We start from the raw sequence: 20,093 nt of genomic DNA, 5'->3' as shown, positions 1-20,093 counted from the left end.
CTCGCCTCAGCTCATTGGCTCACGTCGAGGTAGTCCAGGTTCGGCCCGCCGTTCGCGGTCGTGGAGGTCAGCCGGATCGTGTTGGAACCGGCGTTGAGCGGGACGGTCAGGGTCGAGGTGTCCCAGGTGTCCCAGTTCGTCGTGGGGTTGAACGCCCTGCCCGCCGCCACCACTGTGCCGTTGACCGCGATGTCCATCGGCCGGTTCACGGTGGTGCCGTTGGCGTACCGGATGGCGATCGTGGCGTTGCCGGCCTGCGCGGCGGTGACCGAGTACTCCAGGTAGCTGCCCACGAGGTTGTCGAGGTTGACGTAACCCGTGCCGCTGAAGCCTGGGTGGAGCGTCTCGAAGATGCCCTGCGAGATGGTCGCGTTCTCCGCCTCGTACCTCGTGGGCGGGGGCCCGCTCGGCAGCGGCGTCGAGTTGGTCGCCTTCACCCGCAGCGCGCCGCCCGAGGTGTTCTTGCTGTTGGTGACCGCGTAGCCGGTGACGTTGCTGACTCCGACGTCATACGGGCTGGCGCTGCCGCGCTGCGCGGTCAGGCCGTCCACGACCACCGTCGAGGCGTCGTCGGCGATGATGGCGGGCCGGTCGTCGTTGGAGCTGAACTTCAGCGTGCCGCCGTTGACCTTGACGCCGGTGGCGTGCCTGATCCAGTACCCGTACGACGGGCGGGTGCCGTAGTCGCGCGGCGGGTAGCTGGTCAGGAACTCCCCAGGAACCTTGGTGGCGTCCGAGGCAGGGTGCGCGCCGGGGACGGTCAGGTTCACGTTGTTGAACGTGATGCCGGGGCCGATGTCCACCGAGGTGGTGCCGGTGACCGTGCTGGCGTAGTCGTTCGCGCCGGTCGTGCCGTCCACCACGGGGGCGTTCAGGTTCGAGCCCGTGACGTCGGTCAGCGTGATGTTCCTGATCCGGCCGGCCGGGGGCGAGCCGGGGCAGCGCTTGCGCTCACCGATCTTGAAGTAGATCGGGGTGGTGGTGCGCGACAGCGTCACGTTGGTGTAGCTGATGTTCTCGATGATCGCGCCGTCCATCGAGACCATCCCGATCCCGGCCTTGCCCGCCCCGGTGACCGTGACGTTCTCGAACCGGATGTCGCGGAAGTCGCCGCAGGTCTCCGAGCCGAACTGGAGCGCGTTGTTCTGGTAGGAGTACGCGGTCGTGTCGTGGACGTAGTTGTCGTGGCTCACGTAGGTGTGGCCGAGCGCGTAGTCGCTCTTGAACGCGATCGCGTCGTCGTTGGAGGCGATGTTGCTGTTGGCGACCTCGACGTTCCAGCTGTTGATGATGTCGAGCGCGTCGCGGGTGGCGGACGTGTCACGGACGGTCGTCAGGTGGTCGATCAGGACGTCGTGGCAGCCGTTCATGAGCAGCGCGAAGTGGCCGCCGTGCTTGATCGTGATGCCGGAGATCGTGATGTGGTCGCACTCGGTCAGCGCGATGGCCTTGTTGGCCGCGCCGGAGGGCGGCGAGCTGCTGGTCGAGAGGTTCTTGTCGCCCTCGATCGTGCCCACGCCGGTGAACCCGACGTTGCTGACGTGGTCGCCCCAGAAGAGCGAGTTGTGGAAGTGGCTGTGCCCGAAGTCCTGGTACTGGCTGTAGCTGTTGGACTCGGGGGCGTCCATTCCGCTGGCGGCCGCCTTGATCGTCGAGCCGGAGTCAAGCCGGAGCGTGACGTTGCTCTTCAGGTGGATGGTCCGCGAGCGGTAGTTCCCGGACGGGAACACGACGATGCCGCCGCCCGCCGCGTTGGCCGCGTTGATGGCCTTGTCGATGGCGTCGTCGTCGTTGGTCGACCCGTTGCCCGTCGCACCGTAGTCCTTGACGTTGTACTCGGCCGCGGCCGAGGCCGGTGTCCATTGGACGCCGGCGAACGCGATGCCGGCCGCCAGGACGGCGGCCAGGCGCTTCAGATATCTCATGCGACCTCGATGTAGTCGATGTTGGGGCAGCCGCCCGCGGTGGTCCCGGTGAGCCGGATCGTGTTGGAGCCCGCGTTGAGCGTCACGGTCAGCGTGTCGGTCGCCCAGGTGTCCCAGTTCGCCGTGGCGTTGTAGTTCCTGGTCGCGACCGTGGTGCCGTTGACCGCGATGGCCATCGGACGGTTCGTCGTGGTGCCGTTCGAGTACCGGATCCGCAACGTCCTGCTCCCCGCGCTCTCCGCCGAGACGGCGAACTGCACGTACGCCCCGGAGACGTTGTCGGTGTTGACGTAGCCGCTGCCGCTGAAGCCGGTGTGGGTCGTCTCCAGCACGCCCTGAGAGATCGTCGCGCTCTCCGCCTCGTAGCGTGTGACGGGCGGCGGCGGTGGCGGTGTGGTCCCGCCGCCCGGCACCGCCTCGGCGTACGTCGTGGCCAGACGCGCGCTGTTCAGGTACGCGTCGGCGACGGCGTCGCCGTTCGAGCCGGAGCGGTAGACGCCCCACTTGTGGTTGATGTGGTCGCCCCACAGAGTGGCGCAGGGATAGCGGGTCTGGCCGTTGGTGAACTTCTGCTGGACGCCGTCGACGTAGAACTCAACCCAGCCGTCGGTCCCGCGCGAGACCCGGTAGCCGATGACGAAGCTCTGCCAGGTGTTGAGGCGCAGTGGCCCGTTCCAGATGTGCGGGGTCGAGCCGCCCGGCGTGGTCAGCTGGAAGTGCAGCATGCCGTCGCCGAGCGTGCGCAGCACGAACGGGCCGGACTGCGGCTGCGAGCTGGACTCGCCGGAGATGTGGCACTGGTAGAGCGCGATCCAGCTGCCCGATTTGGTCGGCATCGGGTTCCACAGGGCCCGCCAGCCCAGGTACTGCACGGCGCCGAGGTAGGCGTCGTTCAGGCGCAGCACCGACCCGTCGGGGTTGCGCAGGCCGCGGCTCTCGCAGCGGGCCTTCGACCCGTCGGGGTTGCCCCACGTCTCGTACTTGAAGCAGGAGCCGTACAGGCCCTTGGGGTCGTTGACGACCGTGATCTTCCCGGGTTCGAGCTCGATCCCGTCGAAGACGCCGGTGCCAAGGGCCGGGTCTCCGGTCCACAGCGCCGAGGCCCGCGCGGGCTCGGCGAGCCACCAGGGCAGCACGGCGGCGCCCCCAAGGGCGAGCGCCGTCCTTCTCGTCACGCGCTTCATGTCAGGCCACCTCGATCCAGTCGAGGTTGGGGCAGCCGCCCGCGGTCGTCCCGGTGAGCCGGATCGTGTTGGAGCCCGCGTTGAGCGTCACGGTGAGCGTGTCGGTCACCCAGGTGTCCCAGTTCGCCGTGGCGTTGTAGTTGCGGGTGGCGACCGTCGTCCCGTTGACCGCGATGGCCATCGGCCGGTTGGTCGTGGTCCCGTTCGAGTACCGGATCCGCAGCGTCCTGCTGCCCGCGGTGTCGGCGGGCACCGTGAACTCGACGTACGCCCCGGCCACGTTGTCGGTGTTGACGTAGCCGGTGCCGCTGAAGCCGGTGTGCGTGTTCTCGAAGATTCCCTGCGAGATGGTCGCGTTCTCGGCCTCGTACCGGTTCGCCGGCGGGGGCTGGGTGTTCGAGATGTCCTTGCCGTTGACGGTGACGCCGGTGAGCACGAGGTTGTCGACGTAGTTCACCGTCGGCGCCGCGGTCGTGATGTTGGTGAACGTGCTGTTGGTGATCGTCACGTTCTTGATGTGGTCGGCCGAGCGACCGTCGAGGTTGAACGCCTGCGCCGCGCCGTCGATCACGATCTGGTCGGCCGTGAAGTTCTGCACGACCGGCGGGAGCGAGCCGCTGGTCTCGTAGTTGAGCGTGATGTAGAGCGCCGACCGCTCCAGGTTGCGCCCGTTGATGCGGCGGAGATGGACGTTCTCGATGAAGCCGCCCCGGTTGAAGCTGGTCTTCACGTACAGGGCGTACTTGCAGGGGTAACGGCCGGGGAAGTCCGTGGGGTTGACCTGGCAGTCCTGCGCGAAGACGTTGCGCACACCGCCGGACGCCTCGCTGCCGATGGTCACGCCGCCCCAGCGGCCGCTGAACTTGCAGTTCTCGATGACGATGTTCTCGCTCGGCTTGCCGACCCGGCGGCCGTCGCGGTCGCGGCCCGACTTCACCGGGATGCAGTCGTCGTTGGTGTCGAACCGGCAGTCGTGGATGTAGACGTCGGTGCAGGAGTCGGGGTCGCACCCGTCGCCCTGCGAGTTGGTGGTGCGGAAGGTGACGCCCCGCACGGTCACGTTGGTGCTGTAGACCGGGTGCAGGCTCCACATCGGCGGGTTGGTCAGCGTGACGCCCTCGACCAGGACGTTCGTGCAGTTGTAGAGGCCGATCATGTTGGGCCGCAGCTTGTGCCCGTCGCCGAACTGGCGCTGCTCGACCGGGGTGTCGTTCGCGCCGTACTGGGTGAGCTTCGTGCGGTCGGTGCCGCTGCTGCCGAACGACGACCAGTCACCGGCCGGCGCGTTGCCGTCGATCGTCCCGGTGCCGCTGATCGCGATGTTGGTCTTCCCGTTGGCGTAGATGAAGGGCGAGAAGTTGTAACACTCGATCCCCTCGTAGCGGGTGAAGACGTTCGGCTGGTACGACCCGTGGTCCGTCCGGAACTTGATCGTGCCGTTCACCTGGAGCCGGACGTTGTCCAGCAGGTGGATCTTGCCGGTGCGGAAGGTGCCAGACGGGACGAGCACCGTGCCGCCGCCCGCGGCGTTGCACGCGGCGATCGCGTTCTTGAACGCGGTGGTGCAGTCAGTGCTGTTGTTGCCGACCGCGCCGTAGGAGGTGACGTCGAACGTCCGGTCGGGGAAGGCCGGCGGGACGATCCTGGCCAGGATGACCGGGACCTGGTCCCACGGGGACGCCGCCAGGGCGGCGGCGGTGCCGGAAGCGGCCGAGGCGGCGCCGGCCAGCACGGGGACGGGCAGCAGCGCGCCGCCCGCCACCAGCCCGGCGGCCCTCAGGAACTCACGTCGGGAAGCATGCATGTCGGGAGGCCCCTAGCCAATCGTGATCTTGTCGATGTTCGGTCCGCCGTCGGCGGTGCTGGACGTCAGCTTGATCGTGTTGGAACCGGCGTTCAGCGTGATCGGGATCGTGGCGGTCGCCCAGGTGTCCCAGTTCGTGGTGCTGTTGAAGGCGCGGTTGTCCGCGACGAGGACGCCGTTGACCGTGATGTCCATCGGCCGGTTCACGGTGGTGCCGTTCGAGTAGCGGATCGTGAGCGAGCCGGTGCGGGCCGCGGTGGAGCTGACGGCCTGCTGGAGGTAGCTGCCGGCCACGTTCGTGAAGTTCACGAACCCGGTGCCGGTGAAGCCGAGGTGGTTGGACTCGACGACGCCCTGGGAGATCGTGGCGTTCTCCGCCTGATAGTCGACCGCGGCAGGGGCCGGGTCGATCTCGATGTAGTCGGTGTTGGGACCGCCGTTGGCCGTGACCCCCGTCGCGCGGATCAGGTTGGTGCCCGCGTTCAGGGTCGCTGTGATCGTCTTGGTCTGCCAGGTGTCCCAGTTCGCGGTCGCCGGGAAGGACAGGTCGTTGGCGACCAGGTTGCCGTTGACCGTGATGTCCTCCGGCCGGTCGACCGTCGTGCCGTTGGCGTACCGGAGCTTGATGTTGTACTGGCCCGCCGCCGGCGCGTTCACGGCCCACTGCACGTAGCTTCCGGCCACGTTCGTGTAGTCCACGAAGCCGGTGCCGCTGAACCCGGTGTGGTCCGACGCCACGGTGCCCTGGGAGATCGTCGCGGTCTCCGCCTCATACCGGTTCGTCACGGTCGGAGTGGGAGACGGCGAGGGCGACGGGCTCGGCGACGGGCTGGGCGAGGGCGACGGCGACGGGCTGGGGGTCGCGTTGTTGGTCCACTGGTAGCCTCGCATGTTCGTGATGAGCATGTAGGTGTCCTGCAGCGAACCGGAGCTGTCGCCGAGCGACCGGTAGATGCCCCACTTGGGCCGGACGCGGTCGTCCAGGAAGGTGTCGATCCCCGTCTTGGTCTTGTCGAGGATCGTCGTCCCGGCCTTCTTGATCACGAAGCGCAGCGACCCGGCCGTGCCGTTGCCGATCTTGGTTTCGACCTCGACGTCGATCCAGGAGTTCTGCAGCGGCACCAGCGGCGTCGACCCGATGATGAGGTTGTTCTCGTTGAAGTCCTGCATCTCGATGATCTGCTGGTTGTTGCTGTCGCGGTCCAGCGAGATCGTCATGATCGGCAGCGAGCCGGTGCCCGGCATCTTGAACTGCATGATGTGGGTGAAGGTCGTCGTGCCCTTCAGCGTGCTCGGGATGAACATCGAGTAGGTGAACCGCCAGCTCTGGCCGCTCAGCATCTGCAGGTACGGCCCGCCGGCGGGGGTCCGCATGCCGGTGACCTCCTGGCGCTGCCGGTCGGTCATCGAGTCGCGGTCGACCATGTGCATGTTCCAGCGGAAGTTGTTGCCCTCCGCGAAGATGTGCGGCTGTCCCGCCTTGTGCGAGTCGGCCCGGTCGTCCTCGATCGTCTCGAACGCCGCCAGGCCGTCACGGCTCGCCTCGGGGGCCCACTTCAGCTCCCAGCCGGGGGCGGCCTGGGCGGGGGTCTGGGCGAGGGGGATGAACGCGAGGGGGACGAGGAGCGCCCCGCCGAGGACCGCTATGACCTTTCTCATGGGCCGGTCACCTCCAGGTAGTCGAGATTGGGGCAGCCGTTGGCCGTGGTGGCGGTGACGCGCACGGTGTTGCTTCCGGCGTTGAGGGTGGCGGTGAGAGTCGAGGAGGCCCAGGTGTCCCAGTTGCCGGTGCCGTTGAAGGCCTTGCCCGCCGCGACGACGGTCCCGTTGACCGAGATGTCCATCGGGCGGTTGACGGTGGTGCCGTTGGCGTAGCGGAGCAGCAGCGTGGCGGTGCCGGCGTTCGCGGCGGTCACGGTCCACTCGACGTAGCTCCCCGCCGCGTTCGCCGTGTCGACGAACCCGGCCCCGGAGTAGTTCAGGTGGTTGCTGGCCACCACGCTGCCCGCGGAGAGAGTGGCGTTCTCGGCCTCGTAGCGGGTCCCCGGCGGGGGGCCTCCGCCGTACAGGGTGCCGTTGATCCTGACGTTGCTCAGCACCACGTTGTCGGCGTTGCTGATCGAGGGCGCCGCCGTGGTGATGTTCGTGAACGTGCTGTTGCTGATCGTCACGTTCTTGATGTGGCTCGCCGACGACCCGGACAGCTTGATCGCGAACGGCGACTTGTCGATGTTCAGCCCGTCCACGGTGATGTTCTGCACGACCGGGTTGACGATCGGGCCGAAGCCGGGGCCGGTCAGGCTGTAGTTCATGTCGATGAAGAAGCCGCCGCGGTCGCACGGGCCGCCGGTGAGGTTACGGACGTGGATCCCGTCGATCACTCCCCCGCGCCGGTTGTTGGTCTTGATGTAGACCGCGTAGAACGAGTGGTAGCTCGAACCGGGGAAGATCTGGTTGTCCTGCGCGAAGACATTGCGCACGCCGCCCGACATCTCGCTGCCGACCGTGATGGCGCCCCAGCGCCCGTAGTACTTGTTGTTGCGGATGACGATGTTCTCGCTGGGCACGCCGACGCGGCGGCCGTCGATGTCGCGGCCGGACTTGATCACCGTGCCGTCGTCGCCGGTGTCGAACGAGCAGCCCTCGATGAGCACGTCCGAGCAGCTCTCGGGGTCGCATCCGTCGACCATCGCGCCCCGGCTGTAGACCTTGACGTTCCGCACGGTCACGTTGCGCGAGAGCACGGGGTGGATCGTCCACATCGCGGGGTTCTTGATGTTGACGTCCTCGATCAGGATGTTCGTGCAGTTGTAGAGCTGGATCATGTTCGGCTTGAGGTAGTGGCCGTCGCCGAACTGCCGCTGGTTGACCGGGACGCCGTCGACCGCCATCTGCTGAAGCCGGTCCCAGTCGGGGCCGCGCTGGTCGTCGAAGCCGAACCAGGGGCCCGCCGCGGCGTTGCCGTCGATGGTCCCGGGGCCGGTGATCGCGACGTTGGTCTGGCCGTACGCGTAGATGAAGGGCGAGTAGTTGTAGCACTCGATGCCCTGCCACCGGGTGAACACGTTCGGCAGGAAGGAGGCGGCGTCGCTGCGGAACCGGATCGTCCCCCCCGCGTTGACGTGCAGGTTGACGTTGGACAGCAGGTGGATCTTCCCGGTGCGGAACGTCCCCGTGCCCGGCACCAGAACGGTGCCGCCGCCCGCGGCGTTGCACGCGGCGATCGCGTTCTTGAAAGCGGCGGTGCAGTCGGTCGTGTTGTCCGGCTTGGCGCCGTACGCGGTGATGTCGAACGTCCGGTCCGGGAAGGTGGGCGGCACGATCCTCGCCAGGATCGCCGGCACCTGGTCCCATGGCGACGCGGCGTACGCCGACCGGGGCGTGAGCCCCGTCAGCAGGACGCCGCCCGCCATGATGCCTGTGGTCTTGATGAAATCTCGTCTGTCCACGTGGGGGGTTCCTCCAGCGCTGGGGAGCGAGTGGCCGCGCCCCTTGGGACTTGGGACGCGGCCACTCGCCGTTCATTACGTGATCGTGACCCGGAAGATCCGGTCCGATCCTGGCGAAGCGTCACCGTTGTTGTCGCAGTTGGTGGTGCTGAGCCACAGTTGGTTCGCGCCGGGCACCTTGATCACCGTCCGGAGACGGCCGTAGGCGCCGACGTAGTAGGCGGTCGCGGTGCCCACGCTTTCACCGCTTCCGATGGGGATTCGCCACAGACGCTCGCCCTTCAGCGCCGCCATGTAGACGACGTTCCGGACGATCGCTATCGCGCTGGGCGAGGCCGTGCCGGTCGACCACGTCTTCTTCGGGTTGGTCATCCCCGAGACGCTGCAAGTCCCCTCGCAGGTCGGCCAGCCGTAGTTGAGACCCGGCTTGATCAGGTTGAGCTCGTCCACGGAGCTGTTGCCGAACTCCGCCTCCCACAGGCGTCCCTGGGAGTCCCAGGCGATGCCCTGCGGGTTGCGGTGGCCGTAGCTGTAGACGAGGGTGCCGAACGGGTTGCCCGGCGCCGGCTGACCAGTCGTGGTCATCCGCAGGACCTTCCCGTTGAGGGAGTTCCGGTCTTGCGCGAGGTTGCCCTGCTGTGAGTCACCGGTGGTGGCGTAGAGATAGCCGTCCGGGCCGAACGCGAGGCGTCCGCCGTTGTGGAACAGGCTCCGCCTGATGCCGGTGACGATGGGCGTCGAAGTGCTGCTCAGCGACGTGCCGTTGTAGGTCATCCGGACGATCCGGTTGTCCGTCGGCGACGTGTGGAAGAAGTAGACGAAGTGGTTGGTGGTCCAGTTCGGGTCCACCGCCGCGCCCATCAGGCCGCCCTCACCGCTCGTCGTGCCGGTGGTGGAGGCGTTCGGGACGGTCCCGACCAGCGTCTTCGTGCCGGACAGGGTGACCTTGTAGACCCGGAACTGGCCGGACGCGACCTTGTCGTCCCGCTCGGTGACGAGCGCGGTCTGGCCGTCGGGGAGCCACGCCATGCCCCACGGGATCGTCCAGCCGCTGGAGATCTGCGTGATGCCGGACGGCACGCCGCCGTCGGGGTCGTTGCAGGACGGGGTGGTGAACTGGACCGTGTTGCTCGGGTCGGAGACGTTGCCGGCCGCGTCCTTGGCGACCACGGTCAGGCTGTACGGGCTGTTGCAGGCCAGGCCGCTGACGGTCGCCGAAGTGGCCGGCGGGTTGCCGGTCACGGTGGCGTAGACGGTCGTGCCGCTGCGGACCTCGTAGGCGACGACGCCGACGTTGTCGGTCGAGGCGCCCCACGAGAGCTGGACGCTGTTGGCGGTGAGGTTCGACGACGTCAGGGTGCCCGGCGCGCTCGGCTTCTGGGTGTCGGAGCTCGGCGACGTCGTGCACTCGACGATCGGGCTGGGCGGCGACACGTTGCCGGCGGCGTCCCGCGCGAACACGGTCAGGCTGTAGGTCGTGTTCGGCGTGAGCCCGGTCAGCTGCTTGGAGGTGACGTTCCCGGCTTCGCTGATCTTGTTGCCGTAGTTGTAGATGTCGTACGCGACGACGCCCACGTTGTCGGTCGAGGCGCCCCAGTTCAGGGTGAGGCCGTTCTCGCCGACGCCGCTGCAGGACGGCTGGCCGGGCGTGGTCGGCCGCTCGGTGTCCGAGGGAGTCCCCACGCTGAGGCGGTCGAGGTTCGGCCCGCCGTTCGCGGTGGTGGCGGTGGCGCGGATCGTGTTGCCGCCCGCGTTCAGTGTCGCGTTGACGGCCAGGTCCGCCCAGGTGTCCCAGTTGCCGGTGCCGGGGAAGACGAGGTCGGCGGCGACGTCCACGCCGTTGACCGAGATCGTCATCGGACGGGCGACCGTGGTGCCGTTGGCGTAGCGGAACGTCAGCGAGGCGGGCCCGGCGCTCGCGGCGTTCACGGTGAACTGCACGTACGACCCGGTGACGTTCGTGTAGTCGACGAAGCCGGTGCCGGTGTAGCCGAGGTGGTTGCTGAACACCGCGGCCTGGGACAGGGTGGCGTCCTCGGCCTGGTAGTCGTTCGACGGCGCGGCCACGGTGACCTCGAGGTAGTCCAGGTTCGCGTTGCCGTCGGCGCCGGTCGCGGTCACCCGGATCTTGTTGGCGCCCGCTGTCACGGGGGCGGTCAGGGTCGAGTTCGCCCAGGTGTCCCAGTTGCCGGTGCCGGGAAACGCCCGCCCGGCCGACACCACGGCGCCGTTGACCGACACGTCCGACGTCCGTGTGGTGGTGGTGCCGTTGGCGTATCGCAGCACCAGGGTCGCGGTCCCGGCCGCCGGAGCGTCGAAGCTCCACTCGAGATAGCTTCCGGCGACGTTGGTGCCGTCGACGAATCCCGTGCCGGAGTAGTTCAGGTGGTTGGTCGCCACGGCGCCCTGGGAGATCGTGGCGTTCTCGGCCTCGTAGCGAGTGGCGGCGCCGGCCGGTCCGGCCATCGCGCCCATGGTCAACAGTCCTCCCACCAGCGCCGCCACGAGAACCGCGGCGCGCGCTCTGGGCCTTCCAGATCTCATCGAACCTCCTCGGCGGCCTGCCCCTGACGGCAGGCTCCTGAGACGAAAGGTTGGACCTTTGGACCGTGATCCCACATTCGGCGGTCGCTTGTCAACGCGAAGTTACAGATGGACCGGTGCAAGTTTGCCTGCCTGTAACGCCGATATGTCGGACCGATACATCGGATGTCACGGAGTAGTGCGCCGTCTGCACGAATTGTCCGGGTTCCGGCGACAGGAAACGCTTTCCTTCACGACCGTGTTCCGGTATACAGATTCTTGTTCCGATACATGGACCGAACTCGCCTCCACGGTGTATCTCTATTACGGAAAGGTGGACGCGAAAGGTTGGATCTTTTAGCGTGACCTGACAACCGATGGACACGGTCAGTGCGGCTTCTGACTCGTGCGCGTTACGGCCGTACGGCAAGCCTCTGTCCCGAGCGCAGCTCATACATAGGAGGACTTGCCGTCCCCCCTCTGTTTCCAGAGACAAGGAGACCGAAAGGTGATCCCCCACATCCGAGGTTTGCGAAGGCTCGCCGTAGCCATCGCGGTAACCGCGGTCGCCGCGGCGGGCCTTCCCGCCCTCCCCGCCACGGCGGCCTCCACCGTCTACGAGGCCGAGAACGCCACGCTGTCGCAGGCCGGAGTGTTCAACAACCACCTCGGCTACACCGGCACCGGGTTCGTCGACTACGTGAACACCACCGGTGGCTACGTCGAGTGGACGGTGACCGCCGCCGCGGCGGGGCCGCAGACCCTGACGCTGCGGTACTCGAACGGCACCACAACCGTCCGCCCGATGGACCTCGCCGTCAACGGATCGGTGGTCTCCGCCGGGCTCTCCTTCGGCAGCACGGGCAACTGGGACACCTGGGCCAACAAGTCCGTCACCGCCAACCTGGTCGCCGGGACGAACGTCATCCGGGCGACCGGCACCACCTCCAACGGCGGCCCGAACGTCGACTCGCTCACCGTCGGCGACGTCGTCACGCCACCGGCCACGGACTGGTCGAAGGCGGTCGTCGACTCGACGATGGCCCGCTTCACGCCGTCCACGATCGGCGGCTGGAGCTACCCGGTCGCGCTCTACCTCCAGGGCCAGTACCAGGTCTACCTGCGCACGCACGACGCGCGGTACCTGCAGTACATCAAGGACTGGGGCAACCGGTTCGTCGACAGCAGCGGCAACATCAGCAACAGCTTCGGCAGCCTGGACAGCATGGAGCCCGGCAACGTCCTGCTGATCCTGTACAAGGAGACCGGCCAGGACAAGTGGCGCATCGCCGCGAAGAAGATCAGGGACCGGCTGACCACCTACCCGCGCACCTCCGACGGCGGCTGGTGGCACGGCAGCGGCAGCTCGCGCGAGGGCCAGCTCTGGGGCGACGGCACCTTCATGGCCGACCCGTTCGCGATCCGGTACGGCCAGCAGTTCAACGACGCCACGTGGGGCAACAACAACGCGGCCCAGCAGCTGGTCGTCTACGCCAAGCACCTCCAGCGGACCACCGGGCCGCAGGCGGGCCTCCTGTACCACGTCTACGACGAGCCGGGCGGTGCCACCGCGAGCTGGGTGCACCCCGAGCTGGGCAACACCAACGGCATCACCTGGTGCCGCGCCGAGGGCTGGTACGGCCTGGCGATCACGGACATCCTGGAGCTGCTGCCGGCCGACCACCCGCAGCGGGCCCAGCTGATCGACATCCTGCGCAAGCTGGTCGACGCGTTCGCCCGCTACCAGGACCCGGCCACGGGCCGCTGGTGGCAGGTCGTCGACAAGGGCACCGACCCGAACAACTGGCTGGAGACGTCCTGCTCGGCGATGTACACGACCACGATCTCGCGGGCCATCGAGAAGGGCTACGTCGACGCGAGCTACCAGACCTACGCCGACAAGGGTTACCACGGCGTGCTGGCCAAGACGTCGATCGGCTCCGACGGCCGGACGAACGTCGCCGACATCTGCATCGGCACCAACGCGGATGACGCGCTGAGCTTCTACTACGGCCGTCCCCGGGCCACGAACGACTTCCACGGCCTCGGGGCCTTCCTGATCATGAGCGAACAGATGATCAAAACCGGCCGGGCCTGATCCCGGCGTCCGATGAGCTGAGCGCGAGAGCACTCATCCACCCGCTTTCGCGCTCCGGTACGGCTTCCGCCCGTCAGGGTGGAAGCCGTACCTTTTTCGAATTACGGCGGCCCGTAGTCTCCGTATGATAAGAAACCTTCCTAACAAAAGCACCCCCTTCGCTTTAAACCCCCCCGAGGTGAACCTCAGTGATCCGCTCACGCGCCCTCCTGCCCGCCGTCTGCGCCGTGGCCCTGCTGGGCGGCCTGCTCACCGGCCCCACCGCGCAGGCAGCGGCCTGGCAGCTCAAGTGGTCGCCGTCGGCGGCCAAGGACGGTCTCGCCGCCTTCGAGGGCGTCGAGGACGACCGGGCGGGCTCCCACCCCGGCGTCAAGCACATCTACGTGCAGAACGGCGTGTACCGGTTCGACATGCACATGAAGGATCGGGACAGCTCCACCGACCGCCAGCGCCAGGAGGTCAAGGGCATGCGCAGCCCGGCCGGCGGGCCGTACCTGGAGTGGAAGAAGGGTGAGACCTGGCGGCTCACCTACTCCATGTACATCCCGGCCTCGCTGAAGGCCACCACGACCTTCACGCACATCATGCAGATGAAGATGCCGGGGAACGACAGCTCGCCCATCCTGACCACCTCACTGCGCAGGTACGGCAGCACGCCCAAGATCGAGCTGAACGTCGAGAACTCCGGCGTCGTGGTCGGGTCCACCAACCTCGCCCCTCTGCAGAACAAGTGGATCGACGTCGACTTCGAGCTGAAGATCGGCGACGCCCCGAACGGCTCGGTCCACTGGGTGATCCGCGACGGCTCCACCACGGTCCTCGACATCAAGCGCGGCGGGCTCGACACCTGGCTGAGCGACCGGGTCCGCCCGAAGTGGGGCATCTACCGCTCACTGGGCGACAAGTCCGGCTCCCTCCAGGACTGCTACCTGCTGCTGCGCGACCTGAAGGCCTACAAGCTCGGCTGACCGAACCGGACGATCCGCTCCTTCGGCTCCCGCCCGGTCGTGGCGGCCATCACCCCGAGCACGGCCAGCACGACGACGGAGATCACCAGCAGCGCCATCACCGTGAGCGCCGCCACGGCCGCCAGGGAGACGATCGCTCCCAGCAGCTCCACCATTCCGCTCTTCCCCCCTTAAGAGACGACCCCCGGACGGACTTCGATAGAGATAGGCCCGGAACCTCCTGACTTGCCCCGTTACCGGTGGCTCATGCCTTACTGATCGGCTATCGGAGGGCGACCGACGGGCAGGACGTCGAGGCGGCGAAGGATCATCCCCTCGCGCAGCGCCCACGGGCAGATCTCCAGGACCGGCAGCTCGAACAGGTCCATGGCGGCGTCGGCCACGACCGCTCCCGCGAGGAGCTGCGCGGCCCGGCCCGCCGACACGCCCGGCAGCTCGGCGCGCTCGGCCGCGGGCATCCGGGAGAGCCGGCCCGCCCACTCCGTCAGGTCCTCGTGCGCGAGCGTCCGCTTGACGTAGGAGCCCTCGCTGGAGGGAGCCGCGCCCGCGATCCTGGCGAGCTGCCGGAACGTCTTGGACGTCGCGACGGCGTGGTCCGGCCTGCCGTACCGGCCGACGACGCCGACCGTGCGGGCGATCTCGGTCCGCGCGTGCCGCCGCAGGGCACGCACCTCGTCCGGGTCCGGCGGGTCGGCGGTGAACCAGTCGCGGGTCAGCCGTCCCGCCCCAAGCGGCAGAGACACGGCGACGTCGGGCTCCTCGTCGATCCCGGAGGCGATCTCCAGCGACCCGCCGCCGATGTCGACGACCAGGAGCCGCCCGGACGACCAGCCGAACCACCGGCGGACGGCGAGGAACGTGAGACGCGCCTCGTCGTCACCGGACAGGACCTGGATGTCCACCCGCGTGTCGGCCTTGATCTGGGCGAGGATCTCCTCCCCGTTGACCGCGTCGCGGACCGCCGAGGTGGCGAACGCGACCAGGTCCTCCACGCCCTTGTCCTCCGCGATCCGCACGGCCTCCGCCACGAAGGTCCGCAGCCGGGCGGCACCTGCGTCGGACAGCCTGTCGCCGTTCACGAGGTGCTCGGCCAGGCGCATCTCCTCCTTGTGCGAGTACGCGGGAAGGGGGCGTGCGCCCTGATGCGCGTCCATCACCAGGAGGTGCACCGTGTTGGAACCGACGTCCAGGACTCCAAGTCGCATGATCCGACGCTACAGCCTGTGTTTTGTCCACATCCGGTCATCCCCCGGCCAGCGGCCGGCGGGGATACGTCGTGGGGGCAGGACACTCCGACGGAAGGAAACCCCCGTGGGCTCCACCAGACACCCCCTCGCCGTCATCGGCGCTCTGGCCGCCTCCCTCACGCTCCTCGCCGCCTCACCCGCCTCCGCGTCCACCACCTGGTCGGCGGTCCCGACTCCCGGTGGCGATCTCAGCCAGCTGTACGGCGTGGCCGCGACGGCTCCCGACGCCGCGTGGGCGGTGGGCTCGGCCTACGACTTCAGCCTGGGCGCCCAGCGGTCGCTGATCGCCCGCTGGAACGGCACGTCCTGGTCGCGGGTCACCAGCCCCAACGGCTCCCAGCTCTACAACGAGCTGTACGCGGTGGACGCCACGTCCGCGAGCGACGCGTGGGCCGTCGGCTCGATCGAGACCGCCCACGGCCCGAACGGCGGCGGCGACGGCCCGAAGAAGGCCGCGGCCTGGCGCTGGAACGGCACGAGCTGGCGCATCGTCGACCTGCCCAAGCCGGCCAACACCCCCACAGTCACCGGCGTCGAGGCCCTCTCCCCCGGCGACGCCTGGGCGGTGGGCTGGTACTACGAGTCGCTGACCCCCACGGCGGTGGGGGCCGGCTACGCGGCCCACTGGAACGGCTCCACCTGGAAACAGGTCGAGCTGCCGGCGGTCGGCGACTACCTCACGCAGGTCTACACGGTGTCCGGCACCTCGCCGACCGACGTCTGGGCCGTCGGCAGCTGGCGCGACCGCGGCCCGGGCCAGCCGTACCACCCGCTCGCCCTGCACTGGGACGGCTCGGCCTGGACGCCGGTGACCGTGCCCGAGCCCGCCGGGGGCGGTTTCCTGCGCGGGGTCAAGGCGCTCTCGCCGACCGATGTGTGGGCCGTCGGCGGCAGGGACTACCGCACCCCGATCAGCTTCCACTGGAACGGCACCGCGTGGGCGGAGGTCCCCTTACCGGCGCTGGGCGGGACCGGGAACAACTTCCTCTACAGCGTGACCGGCACCGGCCCCGGCAAGGTCTGGGCCGTCGGCTACACCTCCGCCGGGACGAACAACCCGGAGCCTCTGGTCGAGCGCTGGAACGGCTCCTCCTGGCAGATCGAGCCGGGCACGACCACGCAGTACGGCGGGCTGCTGAACAGCGCGGCCGCGGTCGCCGGGACGAACGGAAGCACCACGATCTGGGGAGCCGGCTACCGCAATGCCTTCTCCGGCACGGGCTTCACCAACAGGACGCTGGCCCTGCGCGGGTCCGACTCCGGCTGATCCTTCCCGCTGTCGCCGCCTTGTGACCGCCCTGTGACCGCCCTGTGACTGGGGGCCGGTTCGCCCGTGCCCCTCGGGGTAGGGCAGGGCGGATCGGCGAGGAAAGCGGTGACCATGGGCGAGAGGCGGAGGGCGGGCGGCTGGGCGGGCGGCAGGTGGGGGCGGCGCTTCGGCAGGCGGGGCAGACGGCTGCGCGCCACCGCCCGGGACACCTTCGGCTGGGAGCGGCTCCGCCCCGGCCAGCAGGAGGCGATGGAGCACCTGCTGGCCGGGCGCGACGTGCTCCTCGTCATGCCGACCGGAGGCGGCAAGTCGGCGGTCTACCAGGTGCCGGCCCTCATCCTCGACGGCCCCACGGTCGTCGTCTCGCCGCTCATCGCCCTGCAGAGCGACCAGGTCATGGGCCTGCTCAGGGCGGGCGCGGGCGGCGCGGTGGCGGTGAACTCGGCCGGATCGGTGGACGCGGGCCTCGACCAGGTCACCGCCGGCCACGCCGAGTACGTGTTCCTCTCCCCCGAGCAGCTCGCCAAGCCGGAGGTGGTCGACCGGCTGGCCGAGACGCGGCCCTCGCTCGTCGCGGTGGACGAGGCGCACTGCGTGTCCGCCTGGGGTCACGGCTTCCGGCCGGAATATCTGCGGCTGGGCAAGGTGATCGAACGGCTCGGCCGCCCGCCGGTGATCGCGATGACCGCGACCGCGGCTCCGACCGTGCGCGAGGAGATCATCCGATCTCTCGGCATCACGGGGGCCCAGCAGATCGTCCGCGGCTTCGACCGGCCCAACCTCGATCTGGAGGTCCGCCGGTTCGTCAGGGACGAGGACAAGCGCGGAGCCCTCGCCGATCACGCCGCGGGGCTCGACGGCGTCGGCCTCGTGTACGTGGCGACCCGCCGCCAGGCCGAGGAGTACGCCGGGCTGCTCCGGGAGCGGGGCCGTAAGGCCGAGCCGTACCACGCGGGGATGAAGGCGTCCGAGCGCCGTGACGTCCACGAGCGCTTCCAGGGGGACGAGCTCGACGTCGTGGTGGCGACGTCGGCGTTCGGCATGGGGATCGACAAGCCGGACGTCCGGTTCGTGCTGCACGCCTCGCCCCCGGAGTCGGTCGACGCCTACTACCAGGAGATCGGCCGGGCCGGCCGCGACGGCAACCCCGCCTCGGCCGTGCTGTTCTACAGGTCGGAGGACCTCGGGCTGCGCAAGTTCTTCACCGGCGGCCGGGCCGGCGAGGAGCTCCTGGAGCGGATCGCCACGATCGTCCGCGAGAACAGGGCCGGGGTCGCGGCCGGGGATCTTCGGGAGCTGCTCGGCATCGGGGCGGCCAAGCTGACCTCCCAGATCAACCTGCTGGAGAGGGCCGGCGCCGTGGAGGCCGCCCACGGAGGCGGGCTGAGATACGCCGACGACGGTCCGCCGCCCCGGGAGGCCGCCGCCCGGGCCATGGAGCTCGACGACATGCGGCACCGGCTCGAGGAGTCGCGCCTCGACATGATGCGCGGCTACGCGGAGACGAGCGGCTGCCGCCGCCGCTTCCTGCTGGAATACTTCGGCGAGCCGTACGAGCGGGCCTGCGGAGCCTGCGACACCTGCCGCTCGGGCGAGGCGAGCGCCCCCGCCACCGGCAACGGGCCGTTCCCGCTCCACGCGAGCGTACGGCATGCCGAGTGGGGCCAGGGGATCGTGATGAGCCGGGAGAGCGACCGGGTCACCGTGCTCTTCGACTCGGTGGGCTACAAGACCCTCGCACTGCAGGCGATCGACGGGGTGCTGGAGCTGGCCTGAGCCCCCTGCTGAGCCTTAAGCCGGGAGGCGGCGAGCGACGCAATCATTACTAATCGTGGCATGCCCTCCCCTTGCGGGCGTTCTGGCCACACGACCACACTCGAAAAGGGCTTGTGAGAAATGCGGGGGTGATCAAGGTGCGGGAGGGGTTCAGCGCCTACGAGACGTGGCCGTTCGAGTGCCTGCGGTGTCTGTGCGTCTGGGAGGAGGAGTACCTCGTCCGGCGCATGTCCGACGGACACGGCAACGACGTGGTCGTCTGGACCCGGGAGGGCACGCAGGTCCAGCCCCCGTGGTCCGGCATGACCTGTCCCGCCTGCGGCTGCGGCAGCGTGACCACCTTCCCCACCGGCTACCTCTCCCACCAGGCGGCGATCGCCCGGGCCCGCGCGGCGGCGACCGCGCCCCTCTTCGAGGCCGCCGGCCGGCGGGGCCACTCCCCGGCCATGACGTACACCCTGCTGGCGATCTCACTCCTCGTGGTCACGAGCGTCGAGGTCTACGAGAAGGTTCTGCGCTGACGGGTTTCGCGGAGCCTCGGCGTGCGGCCGTAAGGCGTTCGCGCATATTGACGGTGCATCGGCCTGCGGGTAGGTTCACGTCAAATTAACAAGAAAGCTTACTATTAATTCCCCGGGAACCCACTGGCAGGAAGCGCGCCCATGCCGCGATCGCCGCCCCCATCCTGACATGCACCCCACGCCCGCGAAACAGACCGCGAAGCCACCGCGAACCATCACGAACCAGCGCGGAACACGGCGAACCTTCGCGAACACCGCGGAAACACTGCGAACCACCCAGCGACCGGCCCCTCCGCCGCCTCGCACGCGTCCAGCGCACCCCACCCCTCGTATCCGCCCATTGGACGTGGAGCATTTATGAAACGCAGGATTCTTCCGACCCTCTTAGCGGCAGTGGGGGCACTGCTGATTCCTCTCGCCGTCTCGGCGCCCAGCGCGTACGGGGCGGTGGCCGTCCCGATCCGGGCCAACTCGAACGGCCCGGCCTTCACCGACGGCTCGGGGAACTCCTGGTCCGCCGACAAGGCGTACGCCAGCGGCAACTGGGGCTACGACACGCTGTACGGGGCGAGCTCGACCGCGAGCGCCATCGCCGGGACCACCGATGACGGGCTCTACCAGAACTACAACCTCTTCAGCGGCTGGACCGGCTACAAGTTCGACGTGGCCAACGGCACCTACACGGTGACGCTGAAGATGGTCGAGGACTGGGCGAACGCCGCGGGCCAGCGCAAGTTCGACGTGAAGGCCGAGGGCGCCACCGTGCTCACCGGCTTCGACATCTTCGCCTCCTGCGGCGCGCTGACCGCGTGCGACAGGTCGTTCACCACGACGGTCAGCGACGGCCAGCTCAACGTGCAGTTCAACATGAACGGCGGGGCGAACTACGCCACGGTGTCGGCGATCTCGGTCACCGGCGGCGGTGGGGGTGGCGGGGACACGACGCCGCCGAGCGCGCCCTCCAACCTCCAGGTGACGGGCACGACCTCCTCCACCATCTCGCTGTCGTGGGGCGCCTCCACCGACAACGTCGGCGTCACCGCCTACGACGTCTACCGCGGCTCCACCCTGCTGAACACCGTGAGCGGCACCACGTACACCGACACCGGTCTCGCGGCGAGCACCAGCTACACCTACACCGTCAAGGCCAAGGACGCCGCCGGGAACGTGTCGGCCGCCAGCAACTCCGTCACCGGCACCACCCAGAGCGGCGGAGGCGGCGGCGACACGACCCCGCCGAGCGCGCCCTCCAACCTCCAGGTGACGGGCACGACCTCCTCCACCATCTCGCTGTCGTGGGGCGCCTCCACCGACAACGTCGGCGTCAC

General features: G+C 68.7%; 14 protein-coding genes. 6 read left to right on the top strand and 8 right to left on the bottom strand.

Annotated features, from left to right (window positions below; all coding sequences use genetic code 11):
• Positions 1-11 precede the first annotated feature (11 nt).
• From ABH927_RS00070 to ABH927_RS00045, 6 genes are all read right to left on the bottom strand, one after another.
• On the bottom strand, positions 12-1,925 hold the full coding sequence (locus ABH927_RS00070) for a glycosyl hydrolase family 28 protein (protein ID WP_370017311.1): 1,914 nt from the start codon (positions 1,923-1,925) through the stop codon (positions 12-14).
• Positions 1,922-3,109, bottom strand: a complete 1,188-nt coding sequence (locus ABH927_RS00065; protein WP_370017310.1) for a carbohydrate-binding protein — start codon at positions 3,107-3,109, stop codon at positions 1,922-1,924. Before ABH927_RS00065 ends, ABH927_RS00070 begins: the two co-directional genes overlap by 4 nt.
• A 1-nt stretch (position 3,110) precedes the next feature.
• A complete protein-coding gene (locus ABH927_RS00060; RefSeq protein ID WP_370017309.1) occupies positions 3,111-4,913 on the bottom strand; it encodes a glycosyl hydrolase family 28 protein in 1,803 nt (600 codons plus the stop codon).
• Between the two features lie 12 nt (positions 4,914-4,925).
• The gene (locus ABH927_RS00055) at positions 4,926-6,572 is read right to left on the bottom strand and encodes a CBM35 domain-containing protein (protein ID WP_370017308.1); all 1,647 of its coding nucleotides are present in this window, start codon (positions 6,570-6,572) and stop codon (positions 4,926-4,928) included.
• Positions 6,569-8,362 carry a glycosyl hydrolase family 28 protein gene (locus ABH927_RS00050; RefSeq protein ID WP_370017307.1) on the bottom strand — a complete coding sequence of 598 codons (1,794 nt, stop codon included), beginning with the start codon at positions 8,360-8,362 and terminating at the stop codon, positions 6,569-6,571. Before ABH927_RS00050 ends, ABH927_RS00055 begins: the two co-directional genes overlap by 4 nt.
• A gap of 75 nt (positions 8,363-8,437) precedes the next feature.
• On the bottom strand, positions 8,438-10,906 hold the full coding sequence (locus tag ABH927_RS00045; RefSeq protein WP_370017306.1) for a PQQ-dependent sugar dehydrogenase: 2,469 nt from the start codon (positions 10,904-10,906) through the stop codon (positions 8,438-8,440).
• Positions 10,907-11,393: 487 nt separating this feature from the next.
• Between ABH927_RS00045 and ABH927_RS00040 the strand changes: the two genes are divergently transcribed.
• Together ABH927_RS00040 and ABH927_RS00035 are read left to right on the top strand one after the other, a co-directional pair.
• A complete protein-coding gene (locus ABH927_RS00040) occupies positions 11,394-12,983 on the top strand; it encodes a glycoside hydrolase family 88 protein (RefSeq protein WP_370017305.1) in 1,590 nt (529 codons plus the stop codon).
• A 188-nt stretch (positions 12,984-13,171) separates the two neighbouring features.
• Positions 13,172-13,951, top strand: coding sequence for a heparin lyase I family protein (locus ABH927_RS00035; RefSeq protein ID WP_370017304.1), 780 nt, complete (start codon positions 13,172-13,174; stop codon positions 13,949-13,951).
• Here ABH927_RS00035 and ABH927_RS00030 read toward each other — a convergent pair.
• Positions 13,936-14,106, bottom strand: a complete 171-nt coding sequence (locus ABH927_RS00030; RefSeq protein ID WP_370017303.1) for a hypothetical protein — start codon at positions 14,104-14,106, stop codon at positions 13,936-13,938. The genes ABH927_RS00035 and ABH927_RS00030 overlap by 16 nt on opposite strands.
• 96 nt (positions 14,107-14,202) lie before the next feature.
• Positions 14,203-15,156, bottom strand: coding sequence for a Ppx/GppA family phosphatase (locus ABH927_RS00025; protein ID WP_370017302.1), 954 nt, complete (start codon positions 15,154-15,156; stop codon positions 14,203-14,205).
• 106 nt (positions 15,157-15,262) lie between these two features.
• On the opposite strand from ABH927_RS00025, the gene ABH927_RS00020 reads away from it, so the two are divergent.
• The 4 genes from ABH927_RS00020 to ABH927_RS00005 all read left to right on the top strand — a co-directional run.
• A complete protein-coding gene (locus ABH927_RS00020; RefSeq protein WP_370017301.1) occupies positions 15,263-16,465 on the top strand; it encodes a hypothetical protein in 1,203 nt (400 codons plus the stop codon).
• A 114-nt stretch (positions 16,466-16,579) separates the two neighbouring features.
• On the top strand, positions 16,580-18,244 hold the full coding sequence (locus ABH927_RS00015) for an ATP-dependent DNA helicase RecQ (protein ID WP_370017300.1): 1,665 nt from the start codon (positions 16,580-16,582) through the stop codon (positions 18,242-18,244).
• A 128-nt stretch (positions 18,245-18,372) separates the two neighbouring features.
• On the top strand, positions 18,373-18,765 hold the full coding sequence (locus ABH927_RS00010; protein WP_370017299.1) for a hypothetical protein: 393 nt from the start codon (positions 18,373-18,375) through the stop codon (positions 18,763-18,765).
• Between the two features lie 393 nt (positions 18,766-19,158).
• Positions 19,159-20,093: malectin domain-containing carbohydrate-binding protein (locus ABH927_RS00005; RefSeq protein WP_370017298.1), on the top strand; the 935-nt coding region annotated here is incomplete at its 3' end.

This window comes from Planotetraspora sp. GP83 (genome assembly GCF_041262585.1).
Taxonomy (GTDB): Bacteria; Actinomycetota; Actinomycetes; order Streptosporangiales; family Streptosporangiaceae; genus JAOEGB01.
This window is presented reverse-complemented; position numbering and strand designations above follow the sequence as displayed.

Bases quoted from the DNA above. Each gene is read 5' to 3' on its own strand.
- ABH927_RS00065 (WP_370017310.1), bottom strand. From the start codon at position 3,109: ATGAAGCGCGTGACGAGAAGGACGGCGCTCGCCCTTGGGGGCGCCGCC.
- ABH927_RS00015 (WP_370017300.1), top strand. From the start codon at position 16,580: ATGGGCGAGAGGCGGAGGGCGGGCGGCTGGGCGGGCGGCAGGTGGGGG.
- ABH927_RS00060 (WP_370017309.1), bottom strand. From the start codon at position 4,913: ATGCATGCTTCCCGACGTGAGTTCCTGAGGGCCGCCGGGCTGGTGGCG.
- ABH927_RS00055 (WP_370017308.1), bottom strand. From the start codon at position 6,572: ATGAGAAAGGTCATAGCGGTCCTCGGCGGGGCGCTCCTCGTCCCCCTC.
- ABH927_RS00070 (WP_370017311.1), bottom strand. From the start codon at position 1,925: ATGAGATATCTGAAGCGCCTGGCCGCCGTCCTGGCGGCCGGCATCGCG.
- ABH927_RS00045 (WP_370017306.1), bottom strand. From the start codon at position 10,906: ATGAGATCTGGAAGGCCCAGAGCGCGCGCCGCGGTTCTCGTGGCGGCG.
- ABH927_RS00030 (WP_370017303.1), bottom strand. From the start codon at position 14,106: ATGGTGGAGCTGCTGGGAGCGATCGTCTCCCTGGCGGCCGTGGCGGCG.
- ABH927_RS00025 (WP_370017302.1), bottom strand. From the start codon at position 15,156: ATGCGACTTGGAGTCCTGGACGTCGGTTCCAACACGGTGCACCTCCTG.